Raw genomic sequence first — 19,580 nt, forward strand, 5'->3', positions numbered from 1 at the left:
ATTTGTCGACAATTGATTACTAACTGATACATTTAGCGTCTAAAATAGGATCGCGAAGCTTGGCGGACAAACAGTTCTGCCCCGTTCGCAGTTGTTCTATTCAAACCCAATTCATTGTTAATCAAACACACAAAATCCATGGGACTGCTCAGTTTTTTCAAAGGTGTAGGGGAAAAAGTTTTTGGTAAAGAACACGAAGCACCGGCTGCCGAACCGGCCAAGGCTGCGGAAGTAGAGCCGCTCAAAGCGAGCGCGTTGCTCAATCACGTCAAGCAACTTGGTTTGTCGTACAAGAAGTTAACGGTGAAAACCGCCGGCGACACGGTGGTGCTGGAAGGTGAAGTGGCAACGCAGGAAGACGCCGAAAAACTGGCGTTGGCTGTTGGGAATGTCGAAGGCGTTCACCAGGTCGATAACCGCCTGGTGGTGGAAGCCCCGGAGCCGGAAGGTCAGTACCACACCGTTGAGTCGGGCGACACCCTGTCGGCGATTTCCAAGAAAGTCTACGGCGACGCCATGAAATACGGTATTATTTTCGAAGCCAACAAACCGATGCTGAAAAGCCCGGACCTGATTTATCCGGGTCAGGTGCTGCGGATTCCGCGGTTGTAGGGTTTGGTGAGTTTAGAGGAAGGCGTCTCTGTTTGGAGACGCCTTTTTTATTTTAAATATCTGCAAGCGGGAAATATAAAATATATATATAAATTTGCTTGTACATATAAATTGAATATCCATCCACCTAAAAATTTAAAATAATGAACTTAAATTTCATTTTTCGACCTGGTTTGTTACTGATTTGTTCGCTGGTTATACTTGAGTCCTGTAGCGTTCAGGATCATTTGCAACCGGCAGCGAATCCGTATGAAAATTGCCTGCTCTCTGAAGTTAGGGACGTAGAAATACGTAAAATATTACCGAATGAAGATATAAAAATTGGGGATAATTTTTTCAAATATGGGTATAGTAAAGTAATTGACATTGTTGAAATAGACGGTTCTCAATATGCTTTGTCGTCCTCGGGAGAGGATTATTATGAGTACAAATATGATGCGCAGAACAGATTGATTGAACAGACTCATTCCAACCAATTTGTTAGAGGAAAAGAAATGTATACTTATGAATATACACCCGGCAAATTAAAAATAAAATTTGTACATGAAGGTTGGCCCAGCGAAACCAGAGAATTTACTCATACCCTTAATGAATATGGTTTTATTACCAATAAAGATGTGATCTACGATAGTGAAGGATATGTTATAAAAGATATGTACGGATTTAATAAGACAATTTCCAATGGAAACACAGTTAAATCAGAAAGTGGCTCTAGTATTTCAACCGCTGAATTTGATTTGACAAAACTTAATATTCCTAATCCCACTCCTTTTAATGGTAAGGCAGACCGTAATTTAATAACTAAAACTACATCGGTCTATGGGTATAGTATTCCGAATAGCATAGGGGAATACGTATATAAATTTGATAATGAAGGTAAAGTAACAAGGAGGATCCGTAAAATATATAATCAAGATAATACGTACATAAATATTAGAGAATACAAATATGATTGTCAGTAGTAGTTATCTTATTTGAAAAAATATACCGCTTGGTTGAATGACCGGGGTCAACAAAAAAGGTTTACAAAATCATATGGTTGACCCCGACCAGCTCACTCCGCCTTAAAATGCGGGTTTTCAATAATTCCGAACACGTTGCCAAACGGGTCCTTCACACTGGCGACTTTAATGTCGCCACCTACTTCCTCAATACCCGAATGGACACTGGCACCGTGGCTGATCAGGTGTTCCCAGGCTTTTTCAATATCAGGAACGCCCCAGTACGTAATCGTGCTGCCGTCGGCGGGTTTGGCCGCCGGATCGAGCCCGAGTTCGTAGCCGCCCACGGAAAAACCAATGTAAAAGGGTTCATCAAAATACGGATCAATGCCCAGGATGGTCGAGTACCAGTTTTTCGCGTTGAGTAAATCAGGTGCCGCGTAAATTATAGTCCGTAGGCCCAGAAAAGCGGATGCCATATAAAACAGATCAGTTGCCCAACTGGCTGAAGCCGGATGGAAATGAAATGGAAAAATAAGAAAAAAGATCAAATACCGTCTATAGAATTTCTTTTCCGGTTTATAAGCTTTCCGGGAAATGGACAATTCCGTCAGGTTAGGAGCAGGGAATCCACTTCCGAACCTCGCCCGGCAAGGTATTTGCAGGACACTTAGTGTACTGGTTTAACTGACTTTGTCAATCAATTGTTGGGATTCGACCCACATCCTTCATTGATTTTTGGTGGAATCTTGCCAATTTTACAAATAACTATCGAGATGAAAGGTTGCTTTACTAAACAAACGTACCATCGCTACAAAAAACTGACCTGACCCGTTCGTATGTCTAAGAAGAATCAATCCTCGTCGAGTCAAAAACCCCTCATTCGGCCTACACCCAATGGGGGAACCAAGCCCACACCCCGCCCGGTAACGGCGGCTTCGCGCCCCGCAGCCTCCCCGACTAAGCAGACGCCCCAAACCGCCCCGGAACCATTGACACCCCGGCCCATTCAATGGCCCTGGGCTTTGCTGGTGGCCGTCGCCGGATTTGCCCTCTATGCCAATACGTTCAACCACGGGCTGGCACTGGACGACATTGCGGCCATTACGCAGAACCTGTTTGTCCAGAAAGGCATCGAAGGCATTCCGGATCTGCTCAAAACCGAGTTCTGGCACTTTAGCAACATTTCACTCGGCTATTACCGCCCGCTGGCACTCATCACCTTTGCGCTGGAAAAGGAATATTTTAATGGCGATCCGCACATAAGCCACATGATCAACGGAGGAATCTACGCCCTGACCGGTTTGTTTCTGGTGGTACTGTTGCAGAAATGGTTGCCGGGCCGCACCGTCCTGACCACTTTGATTGCGCTGCTCTTTATGGCGCATCCGCTTCATACCGAGGTGGTGGCCAACATCAAAAGCCGGGATGAAATGCTGAGTTTCCTGTTCATCACGCTGGTCATGCTGACGTATTGGAAATACCTGGAAACCCAGCAAAAAGGATGGATTGTCTTTTCGGCCTTCTGGATGTATCTGACGTATCTTTCAAAAGAATCGTCGCTGGTGGGGTTGGGGCTGATCGTGATCATGCAGTATACCTTCGCCAAACGGAATTTCTTCCAGTCGCTCATCAGCATCTGGCCCTATCTGGTGGTGACGGCCCTGTTTTTCTGGCAGAAAAAGGAAATGATCGGAACCCTGAGCGGGAATCCGCCGGTCGATTGGGCTAACTATCCGTATGCGCTCGAAAACACCAAGTTTCTGACCACGTTCAAATTCTTCGCGCAGTATGCCCGTCTGCTCATCTTTCCGCTCCATTTGTCCTATGACTACTCGTATAACGTCATTCCCTCCGGCAAACTGAGCGATTGGGAAACCCTGTTAGGGTTGTTTTCCTTTGGCGGTCTGGCGTGGCTGGCCTGGAAAGGCTTCTGGCAACGGTCACTCTGGGGCTTCGGCCTGACGTGGATGTTCATCACCATGACTCCCGGGTTGGGCTTCGTGCTGTTCCGGGGTGGTATTCTGGCCGAACGGTTTTTGTATTCGCCGATTCTGGGCTTCGTAATTGCCGCCGTTGCCGGGCTTGATCTGCTGCTGGCCAAACGGCTGGACCTGTCTGATAGTGCCCCGGTGCTGAAGCGATACGGTATTTTGATCGGCTTGTGTGTGGTCGTTGGCGGGTTGTTCAGCTTCCGGACGGTAGTTCGGAATGAAGACTGGAAAGATAACTTTACGCTCTTCAACAGCGGACTTGACTATGCCTCCAACAGTTGCCAGGTCAACCGGCACGTGGCCAATGAATGGATCAACAAGTGTGCGGAGGAAAAAGACCCCAAGCAAAAGCGGTTTTATTTCAACAAGGCCATTTATCACCTGCAACGGTCGACGGAGATTTACCCCGGTTTCGGTGAAGCCTTTTTCTCGATTGCCTATTCATACCAGAAGCTGATTCCAAACCGGGATTCGGCGGTGTATTTCTACAAACAGGCGATTCGGGCATCCTCCAATTACGCACCAGCCTACAACAACCTCGGGGTGATTTACCAGAACGAACGTCGCTATCACCTCGCTTCGTACTTCTACAACATGTCGATGATGGTCAACCCGGCCTATCAGGATGGTCGTAACAACTGGGAAGGTTTGAAAAAACAGCTTGGACTGGATGTGAAGATTTTACCCGACAGCCTGAAAAACGAAGCCGTGTTGCCCGGCGCTCCCGCGCCAACGGCGGTTCCTGCCCTACGGTTTCCGGTAAGGTAAAACAGTTTACGGTTTACAGTTTTCGGGGGCTGACGCATGTTTTTATGCATGCGTCAGCCCCCGAAAACTGTAAACTGAATACCGTAAACCTATTTCGCATAGGCCACCGACCGCATTTCCCGGATGACCGTGATTTTAATCTGACCGGGATACTGCATTTCCTTCTCAATTTTCTGTGAAATGTCGAATGAGAGCGTATTGGCTTTTTCGTCCGTAACATTCTCGGCATCCACCATCACGCGCAGCTCGCGACCCGCCTGAATGGCGTAGCATTTGATGACGCCCTGGAAGTTCATCGCCAGTTCTTCGAGTTCTTTCAGCCGTCGGATATACGACTCCATCATCTCCCGCCGTGCGCCCGGGCGGGATCCTGAAACAGCGTCACACACCTGCACAATGGGCGAAATCAGGGTGGTCATCTCGATCTCGTCGTGGTGAGCTCCGATCGCATTACACACTTCCGGGTGTTCCTTGTACTTCTTGGCCAGTTCCATCCCCAAAACCGCGTGTGGCAGTTCGGCTTCTTCGGGCCATACTTTCCCAATGTCGTGCAGTAACCCGGCGCGTTTGGCTAATTTGGCATTCAAGCCCAGTTCGGCGGCCATGGTGGCGCAGAGTTTGGCCACCTCGCGGGAGTGTTGCAGCAGGTTCTGACCGTAGCTGGAGCGGAAACGCATCCGGCCAATCATCTTGATCAGTTCGGGGTGCAAACCGTGAATCCCGAGATCAATCACCGTCCGTTCGCCAATTTCGACAATCTCATCTTCGATGTTTTTGCGGGTTTTGGCCACAATTTCCTCAATCCGGGCGGGGTGAATCCGGCCATCCTGAACGAGCCGGTGGAGCGACAGCCGGGCAATTTCGCGCCGAACGGGGTCGAAACCGGAGATGATGATGGCTTCCGGCGTGTCGTCGACGATGATTTCAACGCCCGTAGCTGCTTCCAGCGCCCGGATGTTTCGTCCTTCGCGACCAATCACTTTCCCTTTGATGTCGTCGCTTTCGATGTTGAACACCGACACGCAGTTTTCGATGGCGTGCTCCGTGGCTGTCCGCTGAATGGTTTCGATCACCACTTTTTTGGCTTCTTTCGTTGCCGTCAGTTTGGCCTCTTCCACCACACTTTTGATGTAGGACGATGCGCGCGAATCGGCTTCGGCTTTCAGGGCATCCACGAGTTGTTCTCGGGCCTGTTCGGCGGTGAGGTTGGCAATTTTCTCCAGGGCTTCGACCTGTTGCAGGCGCATGCGCTCGGCCTCTTCCCGGCGTTTGCCGATGGCTTCCTGTTGCTGAGCCAGTTGTTGCTTCTGCTGGTCGAGTTCGGCTTCCTTGCGTTTGCTCTGGTCGGCTTGTTGCTGAAGCTGTTGCTCGCGTTGTTTGAGCTTGTTTTCGTTGGTAATCAGAATGTTCTTCTTCCGGTTGGTGTCTTCTTCGAACTCAGCTTTTAATTTGAGGTACTTTTCCCGTGCTTCGAGAATGCGGTCTTTCTTGATATTTTCAGCCGTCAATTCGGCGTTTTTAATGATCTCTGCCGACCGGGTTTCGGCATCCTTCTCACGCTGGGCAAACAGGCGGCCCAGAAGCCTTCTGCCAATGTAGATGCCCACTGCGATCGAGATTATATCCGACAGGAGCATCACCCAGAAATCAATTTTATTCATGTCCGTAGACGTTTGTGTGAAAAATATGGTTTTCACAGACAACTACAGTGCCGAAGAAATGAAGCAAGCCGACTGTTCAGGCAGTCAGCGTCGGAAGTACGGGAAGAAGGCGGTTTTCGCGTTTGGTTTTCTACTCACTAGTTAAGTAGCTAACGTCGAGTCAATTAACTCGTCTAAACGGCTTATCCGTTGCGTTATCTTTTCTTGCAGCGCCAGTTTTTCACTGCGAGCGTTTAGCCATCGTACGGTATTCATGACGGCAATTACCGCCAGAATATCCATGTCATCGCGCTTTTTTTTCTTATTTTTCTCCCCTAAAAAGCGTTCATTGACGAGACGTCCGGCTTCCCGGGCAGTTTCTTCGTCTTCTGGAAGAACGCTAAGCGGGTAGTTCCGGCCTGCAATTCGGATATTTATTGACAATAACTCTTCCATCCGTACAGCTTGTCCATCCGGTGCCAGAAACGCATCAGGCGTTTCCAACCTTCCGGCAAGTGATTTATGACAAGTCACTCAAATAGGCAATACAACGATCCAATTCTTCGATGTAAACCGTGAGCTGTTGCTTCAATTCGGCAGTAGTCCCTGCGTCACTGTGTTTGTTATTTACAATCTTAGGAATATTTGTTGGTTTTGAAAACTCTTTTGATGAATTATTCACCATTTTTTCCAATTGCCTCAGTTGATTTTGATGTTTTGTTACCTCATTGGTCAATTTGGCCTTTTCACGCTCCAGGGCGCTGTTCTCCTGCTCCAGTTCGCTAATCCGTTGCCGCCCCGCTTTGACCAGTTCGATCAGGCGATTCGCCTTGTCCTCGAAGGAGTCCAGTTGCGATAAAACTGACGACGTATTGCTCATGGTTGCGTTGAAATTTCCGGGCTAAAGTACCAGTTGGAACGGATCCCTTTCTGATTACGAAAGGAATCACCCATCAAATCTTATTTTCTGATCACGGCCCCCAGTTCCCGCTCAAAAGCCGACATCAGCCGGTTCATCGTTTTGTCGATGACCGCATCGTTCAGCGTCTGCCCGGAATCCTGCAGGATGAAACTGACCGAATACGATTTTTTGCCCCGCTCCAGATTTTCGCCCTCATACACATCGAACACGTTCAGGTCCCGAAGCAGCTTCCGCTCGGTTTGGTAGGCCAGCCGACTGATTTGTGCGTAGGTGACGCCGGTATCCAGCACCAGCGATAAATCGCGCCGAACTTCCGGAAACCGCGACACCTCTTCGAAAACCACTTTGGCGTTGTACAACTTCAACAGGTATTGCCAGTCGAAGTCCGCGTAAAAAACCGGAGTGTTTTTCAATTCAACCCGTTTCGTCAAACCCGCCTTTACCAGACCCAACGAGACCAGCGGTTTTTTGTTCACCAGCAATGTCAAGCCATACTGGAAGATAGCCGGGTCAGCAGGTTGGTTATCAGTCGTTTTAACCCGAAACGAAGTTAAGACTTTCTGTACAACACCCGCAAGGTCGTGATAGTTTAAAGCCATTTCGCCGGAACGCTGGTTTCCGGTGAGCCAGCTTTCCGGTTGCAAACGCCCGGCCATCCAGATTCCCAGCCGGGGCCGTTCGAAAAACCGCTCGCCGTCGCGGCTGTAAGTCTTGCCAAACTCAAAAATTTTCAGGTCTTTCTGCCGCCGGTTGATGTTGTATACCAGCGTTTCCAGACCGGAGAACAGCAACGTCTGCCGCATCACTGACAACTCTTCACTCAACGGATTCAACAACTGCACATCCGCGTTTGGCAAACTCGCCCGAATGGCTTCGTGGTAGGCCGGGCGGGTCAGCGAGTTGCTCAGGGTTTCGTAAAAACCGTTGGCTGCCAGAAGCTGGCTGGCGCGTTCCTGCAACTGATCGGGGTCGGTTTCGGGAAACTCCGACAAATAATCGGAGGAAAGATGGTCCGAAAGCGGAACGTTACCGAGTCCGTAAATCCGCAGGATTTCCTCAATCACATCCACTTCCCGCTCCACATCGACGCGGTAGGGCGGCACCAGTGCTGTAAATCCCAGGTCGGTCTGGTCACTGATCTGAATATCCAGACTTTCCAGAATCCGAATGATTTCGGCCCGGTCGATCGCAATGCCGATGAGCCGGTCAACATTCTTGTAGCGAATCGCTACGGTACGATCCGAAACCGGCGTAGGATAGAGGTCGATGATTTCTGAACTAACGGTGCCACCGGCCACTTCCTGAATCAGCAGAGCGGCCCGTTTGAGCGCAAAAACCGGCATGTTTGGGTCCGTACCGCGTTCAAAGCGGAACGACGCATCGGTTTTCAGGCCGTGGTGTTGCGAGGTTTTCCGAATCCAGGCCGGACTGAAATACGCCGATTCCAGAAAAATCCGGGTCGTCTGGGTTTTCACGCCCGATTGCTGACCGCCAAAAACACCCGCAATGCACATCGGTTCGTTGGCGTTGCAGATCATCAGGTCGTTGGCCGACAGCTTCCGTTCAACTCCGTCGAGCGTCACAAACGGCGTACCTTCGGCGACGGTTTTAACAATCACTTGATTCGGTCCGTCGCCACGGCCCGTAATTTGATCAGCGTCGAACGCGTGCAGCGGCTGGCCCAGTTCATGGCAGACGTAATTCGTTACATCGACAATGTTGTTGATCGGGTTCAGGCCGATGGCCCGCAGCCGCAGCTTCAGCCAGTCGGGCGACTCGCCAACGGTCAGACCGTCGATGGTCAACCCGGCGTAGCGGGGAGCGCCTTCCGGGCTTTCGACCGAAACAGAAATCGGCAGATTCTGATTGTCAATTTTAAACGCATCGACCGACGGCCATTGAACCGGTCGTTTCAAGACGGCTTTCAGATCGCGGGCCACGCCGAGGTGAGAGGCCGCGTCGGCACGGTTGGGCGTCAGTCCAATTTCAATCTGGTAGTCGGCTTCCAGGCCAAAATACTTGACCGCGGGCGTTCCGTTTGGCAGGTCGGTATCCAGCACCATCACCCCGGCGTGGGAGACACCCAGCCCGATTTCGTCTTCCGCGCAAATCATGCCTTCGGAAGCGGCACCCCGAATCTTCGCTTTTTTGATCGTGAACGGCTCTCCACTGACCGGGTGCAGGGTGGCACCCACCAGTGCAACGACCACTTTCTGACCGGCCCGTACATTGGGCGCACCGCAGACAATGTGCAAAGGCGCTCCCTGACCGGCATCGACCGTCGTCAGGCTCAGTTTATCCGCTTCGGGATGTTTTTCGCAAGTCAGCACTTCACCGATTACGACCCCTTCCAAACCGCCCGGAACAGACTCTATTTTTTCGATACTTTCAACTTCTAAACCTGTATCGGTCAGAATTTTACCAACGTTTTCGGGGCTTTCACTCAGGCTAATCAGTTGATTGAGCCAATTATAGGAAATCTTCATACAGCAACTGGAAAAAAGCCGCTCGAAGCGGGCCGATTCAAATGGAATCCCAAAGATAGGAATTAGTGGTTAGTTGCTAGTATAATTAAGGGGAGTGATTTTATATTCGGGGTTCGCAAACCAGCCCCTTGACCGGGCAGAATGGGGCTTGCATTTGCAAAACTGGCCTGCCAATCTACCTGGCAGGGGCCTCACTGACGAAGAAAATACTTAGGGTGATCGTGGCGCAGCCCTGCACGACACTCACAATTTTGGTGGATCGCTTTAGATGCTCCAGGGCGGGTGTTTCGTTGAAGGCAAAATCGAGGGGTGCGGTAAAAACCACGCCAAAGAGAATGATAAAGTAGAAAATAACTACTCCCAGTGTCAATCGGTAATATGACCGACGAACGACAATGTCACGGCGTTTAGCCGATTGGGCCCGGGCAACCATCACGCCAAACATCAACGTCAGCGTGGGAAATACCTGTGGAATCAGCCAGTCCCAGGCTTCGTCGCTCTGGCCTGGATATTTATTCCCCACCAGGGTTTGAATGAAAAAAAGTAGTATTAAAACGGCGGTAGCAACCACCCATGTAACCGCCAGATTCTTTTGAGCATCTGATTTGGCAATTCGATCATTTTCCATATAAGTTACCGGCCTAAATTGGGGATAAAATTAGATTTTGTCAGGTGTATTTGCCCGGAGTTCTTGCTTGGATCGACCGGACGGGCGTGGCCATTTTCGGGCTTCTGAAATTCATAAATCAGTGCCGTGACGTGATAACCGCTTCCATAGGGTTGCCTGCCGATTGCCTCCGGCAGAAAATCTCCTCCCCGGTTGAGCCAAGCCTTCGCGGTGGGCAAGTCCGGTTCAGAGGAGCTGGGCGGAGTCATTACGTTGGTTACCAGAAAAGCCACTACCCGGAAATGGCCGGTTGCCGACGTAAAAAGAAGGCGCAGGTAATTGCCAAGATCAAACTTTCGGAGGGGCTGCACCTGCAACGACCAGCGTTCGGCCGGATCGGCTTTTGGTGCACCATCCGGCTCAATCTGCTCAATCTGGTTAACCATCGCGAAGCCGTTTGGAATGAGGTAATAAGAAGAACTTGGATAGTGGCTTTTTTGCAGGGCGGCCGAAAGCTGCTTGTCGACCTGCGAGAGCGTGCGGGCGGTTGCGAAATAGCGGTCTTCAAGGGTATACCGGGCGGAAGGTTGCGGAACCGGCCAGGGGAACATCGGCAGCGCGTTTTGATCGACGGTTTGGGCATCGCCCTTGTCATTTTCGATGGCGACTTGCTTCCCTTCACCGGTCACCAGATCAAATGAAAGGGCTACATCACCGGTCAATTGGAAAAAGGCGTAGGAGCGCACTGGCATACCGGCGTAGGTAAACGTCAGCGTGTCTGTGCGCAGGATCAGCAATTCATATTTGCCAACCCCATCCGTCCGGGTGGTTTTGCCGGATTGTTGGGCTGATATCAACACCCCGGCCCGCGGGTGGTAACTCGAATCGACGGTTCCTTTTACAATAACGAACTGCGTTGCACTGTCGGGCTGGACCTGTGCAGAAACGCTTCCGGCCAGTAGACTTATCAGAATTATTGCGTTTGTAATTATCTGAAAACCAAGTATTTTTTTCATCGATTGACGTTTTTTAAGTTCTGAACGTTTCTAGATAATAGAGCGGATTCCCAGTGTAATCGTGTCGAAAGCACCGGAATTTTTCCCCAGCAGATACCGGGTATAAAAAACGTTGACGCCGATTCGCAGCGAAGGCTGAAACTGCAAACCCGCTCCGAGCTGGGTGCCGAAGGCGGTGAGCCGGGTAGATGTTTCGCCGGTTTTGCCAAACGACATTGCGTGGGTCATCACACCCAGCAGGCCAATGGTGGGCTTTAGCTGGTATTGCAACACCGCTGTGACTGGTAAGGATAACGATCCGGAAAGGTTATTTTTAGGAATGGCATACCCTATACCCGCTTGGGCATAGAGATAAATATATGGACCCAGGTCAAAAACCGTCACCACCTGGAGCCGGAAGCCCGTCTGGCTTTCGCGCGGTTTGTAAATCGGTTGGTAAAGAAACCCCTGCACCACAAACTGGCGCGCATCCGGAATGCCTTTGGGCTTCCACCGAAACCGCGCTCCGAGGGTGTTGAAGGAACTGGCCTGCGACAGTGCCGAGTCGCTACCGAACACTTTCCAGGGCGCAGAAGCCGGGTCGAGGTCTACTCGAAACCGGTTGTAGAGCAGGTCCAGGCCCAGGTTAAACCGGCCCGATTTAGATATACCGTAGGTGACCTGAAACAGGTCGCTGAAGGTGCTGACCCGCGCGTTGAGCTCTTCAGGACGGGATTCACCGTTGAAAAGCCGGTTTGCTGTCTGGAGCGCGGCTGTATTGTTGAGTTCGACATAGCCCTGGGGCAGCAGAACCGCCGATACCGTCGGATTTTGAAACGGTTCGGTATATAGGGAATCGAGCCGTTGTCGGCGGCTTTGCTGTGCAAAACCGCTCGTAACCACCAGTAAACCTATACCGAAAACAAAGAGAATTTTCACGGGCGCTTCTGGTTGTCACTGGCAATTGGTACAGGGTTTGAACTCGGCACAAAGCTGTGCGGGTTGCCCGTAAAATCCAGCAGGTGGATTGGGATAAGGGTTGCAAAGTTTGAGCGTCTGACCGTCTATAACCGAATACCCAATGAGGCTGCCGCCACTGTTCTTTTTTACCATATTACCCAGGTAGGTCGTTCCGTTCATAATCATGATAACCATCCCCGTGTATTCCTGACTGTTCTTTTTCAACTCGAATTTCAGCGTTACCTTGTCGTTCGGGTACACCTCGTAGCTGGAACCCGAAATCTGCTCGACAGAATAATATTTTTCACAGGTTGCCCCGGCGGGGGCACCGACGGGCACGGCGCGTGTCTGACGGCGATAAACCAGACAGGCGCCATTGAGACAGTACATAAACCACTGCGGAGAACAGGCATCACTGTAGTAACCCTGCACCAAACTGCCGACGTTTACACCTACATTGTCGGCTGTTAATACTCCACTGGTGATCAGCGCCATGTCCTTCCATTCGCCCTGCCCGTTCTGGTTGACTACGCAGATTTTGCCAGCAGTCGTACCCATCGGCACCTTGAAAGATAACTCGTCGGGAGCCGTGCGGATGAAGTCACTGGCTGGAATCGTCGTATTGGCCAGTTTGACCGACGTGACGGTCAGAAAGTTTCGCCCTTTCAGTGTCAGGGCCGAACCCGGAATCAAACCGTTTGGGATTGCGGTTGCAATAACGGCCAGCGGTTCGGCTGAATCGGAATCATTATCGCGGTCTTTACAGGTAGTGAGTCCGGTTAGCAAGCCGAAACAGAATAGTAAATGGTAGAGTGCTTTCATAAAAGACGGTGAAATTTGTGGTTCTGGTTGGTTTTAGTAAGCTACGAAAAGAAAGCCGCCCTCGGCTTCGCTGGTAAACGTCAACTGCGGATTGTCTTTTGCGAGATGCGGTATCAGTTCAGAAACGGATACGGTTTTAGTCGTACTTCCGGTGGTTTCCGATAACATTTGCAGCAAACTTTTTGCAAACGGCGAATGCTCCCCTTTCCGCCCACTCCGCACTACGTCCAGGCTACCTGACGACAGGTACAGCCGGGTCTGGTCCTTTATGACGCAGGAAAAATAAGCGTTCAGGTCTTTGCGCCATTCCTCGCAGGCGGTTGGCTTCAGTGGACCATCTCCGCCTGACCGTGAAGTGTGGCTGATGGCTCCTCCGTAGCAGGTATCCAGTATCAGCAGGATATGCTTGCACTTGTGCCGGTCTACCAGGCTTTTTAGATAAGCCATTGGGAAATAATTGTTTTGATCATCTTTGTCGGAATCCTTCATGATCAGGTACCCTTGCCCGTTGTCCTGTTCACCATGCCCCGAGATGTAGATCAGCAATTGTTCGTTCGATTGCCAGTTTCGCTTGTTTAGTTCCTGTAGTTTGATTTCAAGTTGGCGACGAGTCGCATTCAGAAGCAGGTCCGTCCGAAACCCAAACCGGTCTTTTAGGATTTTGCCGATTTCTGCAGCATCAAAGGTGGCGTCGGGCAGAGCCCGAAACCGCTTGTCGTCGTATTTCTCATTGGCAACCAGCAGAACATGGCTGTTCGGGCCCAGCCGCCGGTTCGAGAGCGGTTGGATATTGAAATGGTATGGGGGACTGGTGGTGCTGATCGCGGTCGAGTGCACGGGGGGGCGGGGTCCGGTTTTTCGGATATCAAACCGGAAGGGTGGACTGGTTGCCTCAAATTTCGAGGTCTGGGCGAAACCGGATTGCCCCTCCGTTAGCACCAGTAGCAAGCACAACTGAATTACCAGGAGTTGGATCTTCATACCGGTCGATAAAAAGTTGTACAACTTGTAGATTCGATGTATTTCCTTCGATAGGAAATTATAAATTCCTGACTGATAAACGGTTAATCTATTTATTGATCGGTATGAAAAAGCTGTTTTGGGGAGGTCTTTCTCTCGTAATGATGACGCCGGTCTATGCCCAGCACATAGAACAGATTCGGGCTTTCGCATCTGGAGATACCATCCTTATCTCGTATGATCTGGTGGGAGGATCACCCAGCCAATCCTATAAAATTCGCGCGTCCTGCTGGGATGGTATCGGAAAGACGGAGCTAAAGTCAATTCAGGGACTCACGGTCGTTCAACCGGGCCGCGATCACCAGCTCAAGTGGCGGGTTCTGGATGATATGGAAATCGGGCTGGTGGGCGACTCGATTACGTTCACTCTGGCTGCGAGCGAATATACCCCGCCAATTGGTGGGTGGAATGATACGTCCCTGACAATTGAAGACCGGAAAGCAATTCTGATTATGGATTTAACCAGTCAGATCGATGCGTATTTAAATGAAGTCTCCAACCAGGTAAAATTATTCAGCGATTATTCGGAGGGTGCTCTTACGAGTCGTCCTGCTGCCATCAAGCTCGACGAGCAACGCAGGCAACTGAATGCTGCTTACAACACACTTCTGAAAAACCGCCGAACCTTTGAACTGACTATTTACCGGCTTTGGAAAGACAACGCAAAAACGATAGCCGACGCTTTTTTCAGGACTACGCTGGATGAAATGCATGCGGAGTTCATACTGCCACTCAATGACGAAGTGATGAAAAAAATGAATGAATACAACACGTTCGGCGGTGAGAATTATAAAAGCAAGAAAATACTGAAAGAAATCCAAGATAGGGTCAAAGATCTAACCAAGCCAATGTTTGCCCACAAGATTAAAACTGCCCGGGATAATGCCAATGAGCTGTACAAAACGCTCAAGTTTTAAGATTTTTACGACTCTAAACTCAGTTTTCCTGATATTTCTCCCCCGCCCGAACCGCAACCGGAATCGTGTTTTCGGATGGTGGAAGTGGACAGGCATACTCGTGGTTGTAGGCGCAATACGGATTATAAGCTTCATTAAAATCGATCACCAGGCGGTTTTCCTTCACGTCGTCGGGACTGAAATCCAGGTAGCGCCCCCCGCCGTAAGTTTCCTTGCCACTCGTTTGGTCTTTGAAGAGAACCGACAGCGTATTGTCGTGTTTGAGCACCAGCAAACGGCACAACTCGTCGTTGATCGTAAAAACCGCATGGGCGTATTTTTCGTAGACTTCCTCGCTGCCGTCGGTAAGGGGAACCACCAGCTTCTTTTTGTCGGCAAAAGGCTCCAGCCGGGCCGAGACGCGGTAGGCCGGATCGGGGTTGAAATAAACCAGGCTTTTGAAGGAAGTTTTATCGGTAAACGGCGACTCGCTGCTCGTTCGGAAAAACTCCTCTTTGTCTTTCCGCTTCTGAAGCACTTCCAGACGATAGGACTCCGGATTGGTCACCGACGGCGTGTCGGTATTCCCCGCGTCGAAAAAAGAATAGTAGATGATCGCCAGCACAATCAGGAACAGCCCCACCAGCAAAAAACGATTCCGAAGCATAACAGGATAGTTTTGAACCGTGAAATTACAGATTCATAGCGTGTTTTTGCAGGAAAATTGCAGTAGTTTACCGCCAAATTGACGCGAGTAAAGGGAAAGTATGGCTCAACTTTTGTTTTTGGATACGTTTGAATCCGATTCTGGAAATCTGACGGTGATTGAAAAAAATATGCCGGGATCGATCAAACGCGTTTTTTATATCTACGAAACGGAAGAAACGCTGCGGATTGGTCGGCGGTATCACCAGGCCTGGCACGCCATTCTGTGCCTGAACGGAAGTTGCCGCATTCGGGCGCAGAGCGGCTCGCAGTCAACCCGATTTGTGCTGGATGATCCCCGAAAATGCCTGCTTCTGGAGCCGGAAGACTGGCATCAGATTGAGGAATTGACAAGTGGTGCCTTCCTGCTGGTGATCTCCAATGAATATGACGACCCCGCCGACTTTAACCCCGGCAGGTGAAAAGGAATTCTTCTCCGCCACATCCTGTTAGCCGTGTAGTATTCAAGATAAAGCGTACCTATGTTTACCGGAATTATTGAAGCAACCGGCGAGGTGACCGACATCACCGCCGAGGGAACCAACCTCACCTTCCATCTGCAGTCCCGAATTGCCCCCGAATTGAAAGTTGATCAGAGTTTGAGCCACAACGGCGTTTGCCTGACGGTGACGTCGGTGAGCGGAGACGCCTATACGGTTACGGCGGTGGAAGAAACGCTGAAGAAAACCAATCTGGGGCAGGTTAAAACCGGCGACCGGGTCAATCTGGAGCGGTGTATGCCCGCCAACGGCCGGTTCGACGGCCACATTGTTCAGGGCCACGTCGATCAGACGGGAATTGTTACCGGCATTGCCGATCAGAACGGAAGCTGGCTGTTCGATTTTCAATACCGTACATGGTCTGATGATCCCAAAGAGAACAATATTACCGTTGAGAAAGGCTCCATTTGTATCAATGGCGTGAGTTTGACCGTTTTCAATTCGGCACCGGATTCATTCCGGGTAGCCATCATTCCCTACACCTACGAGCACACGACTTTTCGCGACCTGAAGGTGGGCGATGTGGTCAATCTGGAGTTCGATGTGGTGGGGAAATACATAAAAAAAATGCTGGGCCTGTATCAATAACCGCCCGGCAAACCGCTAATATTGTGGTTTAACCCAGCGATCATACTTTGATTTCATGACGAAAATCAGCACCCGTTCGACGACCGACCTGCTTACCCACATGGGAATTATGCTGGGATTGGTAGCCGTTCTGTTTTTAGGCTTTTTCTTCCTGTATCTCCCGTTTACCACCCACCACGGTCAGACGATCACGGTTCCGGATCTGAGCCGGATGAATACGTCGGAACTGGAGGATTTTTTAAGTGACCACGACCTCCGGTTTGAAGTGGAAGATTCTACTTACGTGGCCGGTGCCGAGCCGCTGACGGTGGTTTCGCAGTATCCCAAACCCGGTTTCAAGGTCAAAGAAGGACGGAAAATCTACATCACCATTACGACCGAAAATCCGCCGATGATTCCCATGCCCAAGCTCGTGGATCAGACGTACGTCAGCGCGCAGTATGCGCTGTCCAGCAACGGGTTACAGATGGGTAAACTGAAATATGTTCCCGATTTGGCGCAGGGTACGGTTTTGCAGCAACTCTACGAGGGCAAGGAAATTCTGCCGGGTACGCGGATTGCCAAAGGATCAAAAATCGACATTGTGGTGGGCGACGGCCTGGGCAATACTATGTTTGCCGTTCCGGACGTTGTAGGTAAACCACGCGACGAAGCCGAAATGTTAATCCGGGGGTCTAATTTGCAGGTTGGCACGATTCTTCCTGTAGAAGATCCTGAAAAAGAAGTCGGCACGGTGGTTCGGCAAAACCCGGCAGCCCGACCCGGCGCCACCATTCGCGTGGGCGATGTGATTGACCTCTGGGTGGTTGGGCCGGTCGAAAATGATGACACGCAGGAAGAATGAAACACCTTATAGCAAGCAACAGGCGGGTTTTTTGTCATCCATCGGCTGTTGTCGGCTGGTTACGGTTGGTTAGTCATGCATGCAGCCCGGCGGTTTTCTATAGTCTGGTTTTCGTGGTTTGTGTCTGGTTGCCAACCGCTTCCGCGCAGATTCGGGTTGTCCCGATCGAATCCTTTCCCGATGCCTTCACACCCGCCAAACCGGCAACCGCCGGAGCCCGGATTCAAGCACTGAAACTGCCCTTTTTCGACGATTTTGCAACGGCAACCGACCGGCCTGACCCGGCACTGTGGCAACCCGGCAACGTCTACATCAACAACACACTCCCCATCAACCACCCTTCGCTGAATGTCGCGACGTTTGACGGGCTGAAAGCCAATGGAACACCCTACGATTTTCTGGATCAGGACGCGAACGGGCCCACCGATACGCTCACGGCCAATCCGATCGATCTGGCGGGTATGTCGGCTGCAGATGCGATTTTTCTCAGTTTTTACTGGCAACGCAAGGGCCTGGGCGAATTGCCCGATGCCGAGGATTCGCTGCGGCTTCAGTTTCTGAACAGTGCCGGAACCTGGGAAACCGTCTGGAAACAGGAAGGCGACACGGCCAATAATAATTTTACGCAGTCGTTCGTCGCCGTCAACCAGGCCCGGTTTCTGCACGCGGCTTTTCAGTTCCGATTCGAGGCCTTTGGCCGGACGTCGGGCGCGTTCGATAGCTGGCACCTCGATTACATTTATATGGACAAGGGCCGGTCGGCCACCAATCTGTATATCAAAGACATTGCGACCCGGCAACCGGTTTCGTCGTTTCTGAAACGGTATTCGGCCATGCCCATGAAGCAATACCGGCTGAACCCCGTGGGTGAAACCGCCGATACGATCCGAACAGACATCGTTAATCTGTTCAATAACTTCAACTTTACGACCTATCGAACGGTTATCAAAGACCAGCTAACGGGTACGGTTTTTCAGCAATACCAGTCACCATCGGAAGGCATTGCGTCGCTGAGTTCGCAACCGAAAACCATGAAACCGCAACCACTGCCCGTCAGCTTTACAGCAGAAAAAGCGGTGTTGCAGACCCAGTTTGCGGTTCAGACCACCGATACGATTCCCGGCGTCAACCTTCGCCGGAACGATACGATTGCATCGGCAACGGTTTTGGATAATTATTATGCCTACGACGACGGTACCGCCGAAGCCGCCATTCAAAATACCCAGCGGCAGGGGCGGGTGGCCATGCGGTTTTTGTTGAACAAGCCGGATGCGGTATCGGCCCTTCAGGTGAGTTTTGCACCGGTGAAAACGAATCTAACCGGGCAGGTGGCGGTTTTTAGCCTCTACGCCGACGACCGCGGAAGACCGGGCCGTGTGCTGTATCAGAAGGCCGCCGTCATCAGTTACGCCAGTTCCCGCAGCGGATTTGTCGAAATTCCGTTCGAGTATAGCGTGGCCGTTACCGACACTTTCTACGTCGGCTGGACGCAAGTGAGTGAAGACTATATTGTGGCCATCGGTTTCGATAAAAACAGCCCGTTCGGCAACCAGGTGTTTGAAGGCCGGGGTTCGTCCTGGGACCCCAACAATCCGGGCGGGGTGCCGATGATCCGGCCCGTGATGGGAACCGGAAAAGATGCTCCCATCACCGGGATTGAGGATGACGCGGAAGCCGCAACCCAACTGCTGGTATTTCCGAATCCCAGTTCCGGTGTGCTGATCTGGAAAAATCCGGCTATTCAGCAGATTGAAATCCTCGATCTAAACGGTCGGCTGTTGGTCAATGCTCGTCCGGCGGCTGGGCAAAATCAGCTAAACGTCAATCAGTTAGCGGACGGTTTTTACCTCGTTCGGCTGTCAGACGGTAAAAAGACCGTGGTTCAGAAATTAATTATCCGAAAGTAGCCCTACTTTTGCTTCTTCTGATGAATGACAAAACACGATTGACATGGACATTACCGTACAGGAACTGAAAGAACGATTGGACAAAGGCGAGAAAATCAACCTGATCGACGTTCGCGAAGAATACGAATTTGACGAAGATAATTTGGGCGGGAAACTGTATCCGCTTGGCAGTCTTCCCAGTCAGATCGACGAACTGGAAGACCTGCAAGACGAAGAAATTATTATCCACTGCCGGTCGGGAGCCCGCAGCGGTCGCGCACAGCAATTTCTGGAGCAGAATGGTTTTTCCAACGTCCGCAATCTCATCGGCGGCATTCTGGCGTATCGGGAATATGAGCGGAAATCGCAATAATAGTTTGAGCAATATCGAATA

General features: G+C 50.8%; 20 protein-coding genes. 9 read left to right on the top strand and 11 right to left on the bottom strand.

Annotation, left to right across the window (positions count from 1 at the left end; translation table 11 throughout):
• Positions 1-138: 138 nt before the first annotated feature.
• Together lysM and ACO064_RS23370 are read left to right on the top strand one after the other, a co-directional pair.
• Positions 139-612: a peptidoglycan-binding protein LysM gene (gene lysM, locus ACO064_RS23365; RefSeq protein ID WP_114405577.1), complete on the top strand. Its 474-nt coding sequence runs from the start codon at positions 139-141 to the stop codon at positions 610-612.
• Positions 613-755: 143 nt separating this feature from the next.
• Entirely contained in the window at positions 756-1,574 is an 819-nt protein-coding gene (locus tag ACO064_RS23370) for a hypothetical protein (protein ID WP_421829624.1), read from the top strand.
• Between the two features lie 92 nt (positions 1,575-1,666).
• Here the strand turns inward: ACO064_RS23370 and ACO064_RS23375 are convergent, their stop codons facing one another.
• On the bottom strand, positions 1,667-2,032 hold the full coding sequence (locus tag ACO064_RS23375; RefSeq protein ID WP_114405763.1) for a VOC family protein: 366 nt from the start codon (positions 2,030-2,032) through the stop codon (positions 1,667-1,669).
• 360 nt (positions 2,033-2,392) lie between these two features.
• Here ACO064_RS23375 and ACO064_RS23380 point away from each other — a divergent pair, with 360 nt between their 5' ends.
• The gene (locus tag ACO064_RS23380; protein ID WP_421829625.1) at positions 2,393-4,315 is read left to right on the top strand and encodes a tetratricopeptide repeat protein; all 1,923 of its coding nucleotides are present in this window, start codon (positions 2,393-2,395) and stop codon (positions 4,313-4,315) included.
• Between the two features lie 89 nt (positions 4,316-4,404).
• Here ACO064_RS23380 and rny read toward each other — a convergent pair whose 3' ends face one another.
• From rny to ACO064_RS23425, 9 genes are all read right to left on the bottom strand, one after another.
• The gene (rny, locus tag ACO064_RS23385; RefSeq protein ID WP_138989446.1) at positions 4,405-5,976 is read right to left on the bottom strand and encodes a ribonuclease Y; all 1,572 of its coding nucleotides are present in this window, start codon (positions 5,974-5,976) and stop codon (positions 4,405-4,407) included.
• A 141-nt stretch (positions 5,977-6,117) separates the two neighbouring features.
• Positions 6,118-6,459, bottom strand: coding sequence for a cell division protein ZapA (locus ACO064_RS23390; RefSeq protein ID WP_421829626.1), 342 nt, complete (start codon positions 6,457-6,459; stop codon positions 6,118-6,120).
• Between the two features lie 16 nt (positions 6,460-6,475).
• The gene (locus ACO064_RS23395; protein ID WP_421829627.1) at positions 6,476-6,835 is read right to left on the bottom strand and encodes a hypothetical protein; all 360 of its coding nucleotides are present in this window, start codon (positions 6,833-6,835) and stop codon (positions 6,476-6,478) included.
• Between the two features lie 80 nt (positions 6,836-6,915).
• Positions 6,916-9,363, bottom strand: coding sequence for a phenylalanine--tRNA ligase subunit beta (gene pheT, locus ACO064_RS23400; protein WP_421829628.1), 2,448 nt, complete (start codon positions 9,361-9,363; stop codon positions 6,916-6,918).
• Positions 9,364-9,538: 175 nt separating this feature from the next.
• The gene (locus ACO064_RS23405; protein WP_138989442.1) at positions 9,539-9,991 is read right to left on the bottom strand and encodes a hypothetical protein; all 453 of its coding nucleotides are present in this window, start codon (positions 9,989-9,991) and stop codon (positions 9,539-9,541) included.
• Positions 9,992-9,996: 5 nt separating this feature from the next.
• Positions 9,997-10,986 carry a hypothetical protein gene (locus ACO064_RS23410; RefSeq protein WP_421829629.1) on the bottom strand — a complete coding sequence of 330 codons (990 nt, stop codon included), beginning with the start codon at positions 10,984-10,986 and terminating at the stop codon, positions 9,997-9,999.
• Positions 10,987-11,016: 30 nt separating this feature from the next.
• Positions 11,017-11,904: a hypothetical protein gene (locus tag ACO064_RS23415; RefSeq protein WP_421829630.1), complete on the bottom strand. Its 888-nt coding sequence runs from the start codon at positions 11,902-11,904 to the stop codon at positions 11,017-11,019.
• Between the two features lie 15 nt (positions 11,905-11,919).
• Positions 11,920-12,747, bottom strand: a complete 828-nt coding sequence (locus ACO064_RS23420) for a hypothetical protein (RefSeq protein WP_421829631.1) — start codon at positions 12,745-12,747, stop codon at positions 11,920-11,922.
• A gap of 33 nt (positions 12,748-12,780) precedes the next feature.
• Positions 12,781-13,728, bottom strand: coding sequence for a caspase family protein (locus ACO064_RS23425; protein WP_421829632.1), 948 nt, complete (start codon positions 13,726-13,728; stop codon positions 12,781-12,783).
• Between the two features lie 104 nt (positions 13,729-13,832).
• Between ACO064_RS23425 and ACO064_RS23430 the strand changes: the two genes are divergently transcribed.
• Positions 13,833-14,684 (top strand): hypothetical protein, encoded by an 852-nt coding sequence (locus ACO064_RS23430; protein ID WP_421829633.1) that lies wholly within the window; start codon positions 13,833-13,835, stop codon positions 14,682-14,684.
• Positions 14,685-14,703: 19 nt separating this feature from the next.
• Here the strand turns inward: ACO064_RS23430 and ACO064_RS23435 are convergent, their stop codons facing one another.
• Entirely contained in the window at positions 14,704-15,330 is a 627-nt protein-coding gene (locus ACO064_RS23435) for a DUF1684 domain-containing protein (RefSeq protein WP_421829634.1), read from the bottom strand.
• A gap of 100 nt (positions 15,331-15,430) precedes the next feature.
• Here ACO064_RS23435 and ACO064_RS23440 point away from each other — a divergent pair, with 100 nt between their 5' ends.
• The 5 genes from ACO064_RS23440 to ACO064_RS23460 are packed head-to-tail and all read left to right on the top strand — an operon-like array spanning position 15,431 to position 19,559.
• The gene (locus tag ACO064_RS23440; RefSeq protein ID WP_421829635.1) at positions 15,431-15,790 is read left to right on the top strand and encodes a sugar 3,4-ketoisomerase; all 360 of its coding nucleotides are present in this window, start codon (positions 15,431-15,433) and stop codon (positions 15,788-15,790) included.
• Between the two features lie 60 nt (positions 15,791-15,850).
• Positions 15,851-16,456 (top strand): riboflavin synthase, encoded by a 606-nt coding sequence (locus tag ACO064_RS23445; RefSeq protein ID WP_421829636.1) that lies wholly within the window; start codon positions 15,851-15,853, stop codon positions 16,454-16,456.
• A gap of 55 nt (positions 16,457-16,511) precedes the next feature.
• Complete coding sequence (locus tag ACO064_RS23450) at positions 16,512-17,300, top strand: PASTA domain-containing protein (protein ID WP_421829637.1); 789 nt, start codon at positions 16,512-16,514, stop codon at positions 17,298-17,300.
• Positions 17,297-19,207 (top strand): T9SS type A sorting domain-containing protein, encoded by a 1,911-nt coding sequence (locus ACO064_RS23455; RefSeq protein ID WP_421829638.1) that lies wholly within the window; start codon positions 17,297-17,299, stop codon positions 19,205-19,207. Before ACO064_RS23450 ends, ACO064_RS23455 begins: the two co-directional genes overlap by 4 nt.
• A gap of 43 nt (positions 19,208-19,250) precedes the next feature.
• Entirely contained in the window at positions 19,251-19,559 is a 309-nt protein-coding gene (locus ACO064_RS23460; RefSeq protein ID WP_421829639.1) for a rhodanese-like domain-containing protein, read from the top strand.
• Positions 19,560-19,580: the final 21 nt, after the last annotated feature.

Origin of the sequence: Larkinella sp., from assembly GCF_965227735.1 — a bacterium.
In the GTDB taxonomy this organism is placed as follows: Bacteria; Bacteroidota; Bacteroidia; order Cytophagales; family Spirosomataceae; genus Larkinella.

Bases quoted from the DNA above. Each gene is read 5' to 3' on its own strand.
- ACO064_RS23440 (WP_421829635.1), top strand. From the start codon at position 15,431: ATGGCTCAACTTTTGTTTTTGGATACGTTTGAATCCGATTCTGGAAAT.
- pheT (WP_421829628.1), bottom strand. From the start codon at position 9,363: ATGAAGATTTCCTATAATTGGCTCAATCAACTGATTAGCCTGAGTGAA.
- ACO064_RS23410 (WP_421829629.1), bottom strand. From the start codon at position 10,986: ATGAAAAAAATACTTGGTTTTCAGATAATTACAAACGCAATAATTCTG.
- ACO064_RS23380 (WP_421829625.1), top strand. From the start codon at position 2,393: ATGTCTAAGAAGAATCAATCCTCGTCGAGTCAAAAACCCCTCATTCGG.
- lysM (WP_114405577.1), top strand. From the start codon at position 139: ATGGGACTGCTCAGTTTTTTCAAAGGTGTAGGGGAAAAAGTTTTTGGT.
- ACO064_RS23395 (WP_421829627.1), bottom strand. From the start codon at position 6,835: ATGAGCAATACGTCGTCAGTTTTATCGCAACTGGACTCCTTCGAGGAC.
- ACO064_RS23450 (WP_421829637.1), top strand. From the start codon at position 16,512: ATGACGAAAATCAGCACCCGTTCGACGACCGACCTGCTTACCCACATG.
- ACO064_RS23370 (WP_421829624.1), top strand. From the start codon at position 756: ATGAACTTAAATTTCATTTTTCGACCTGGTTTGTTACTGATTTGTTCG.
- ACO064_RS23425 (WP_421829632.1), bottom strand. From the start codon at position 13,728: ATGAAGATCCAACTCCTGGTAATTCAGTTGTGCTTGCTACTGGTGCTA.
- rny (WP_138989446.1), bottom strand. From the start codon at position 5,976: ATGAATAAAATTGATTTCTGGGTGATGCTCCTGTCGGATATAATCTCG.
- ACO064_RS23420 (WP_421829631.1), bottom strand. From the start codon at position 12,747: ATGAAAGCACTCTACCATTTACTATTCTGTTTCGGCTTGCTAACCGGA.
- ACO064_RS23445 (WP_421829636.1), top strand. From the start codon at position 15,851: ATGTTTACCGGAATTATTGAAGCAACCGGCGAGGTGACCGACATCACC.
- ACO064_RS23455 (WP_421829638.1), top strand. From the start codon at position 17,297: ATGAAACACCTTATAGCAAGCAACAGGCGGGTTTTTTGTCATCCATCG.
- ACO064_RS23375 (WP_114405763.1), bottom strand. From the start codon at position 2,032: ATGGCATCCGCTTTTCTGGGCCTACGGACTATAATTTACGCGGCACCT.
- ACO064_RS23460 (WP_421829639.1), top strand. From the start codon at position 19,251: ATGGACATTACCGTACAGGAACTGAAAGAACGATTGGACAAAGGCGAG.
- ACO064_RS23430 (WP_421829633.1), top strand. From the start codon at position 13,833: ATGAAAAAGCTGTTTTGGGGAGGTCTTTCTCTCGTAATGATGACGCCG.
- ACO064_RS23435 (WP_421829634.1), bottom strand. From the start codon at position 15,330: ATGCTTCGGAATCGTTTTTTGCTGGTGGGGCTGTTCCTGATTGTGCTG.
- ACO064_RS23405 (WP_138989442.1), bottom strand. From the start codon at position 9,991: ATGGAAAATGATCGAATTGCCAAATCAGATGCTCAAAAGAATCTGGCG.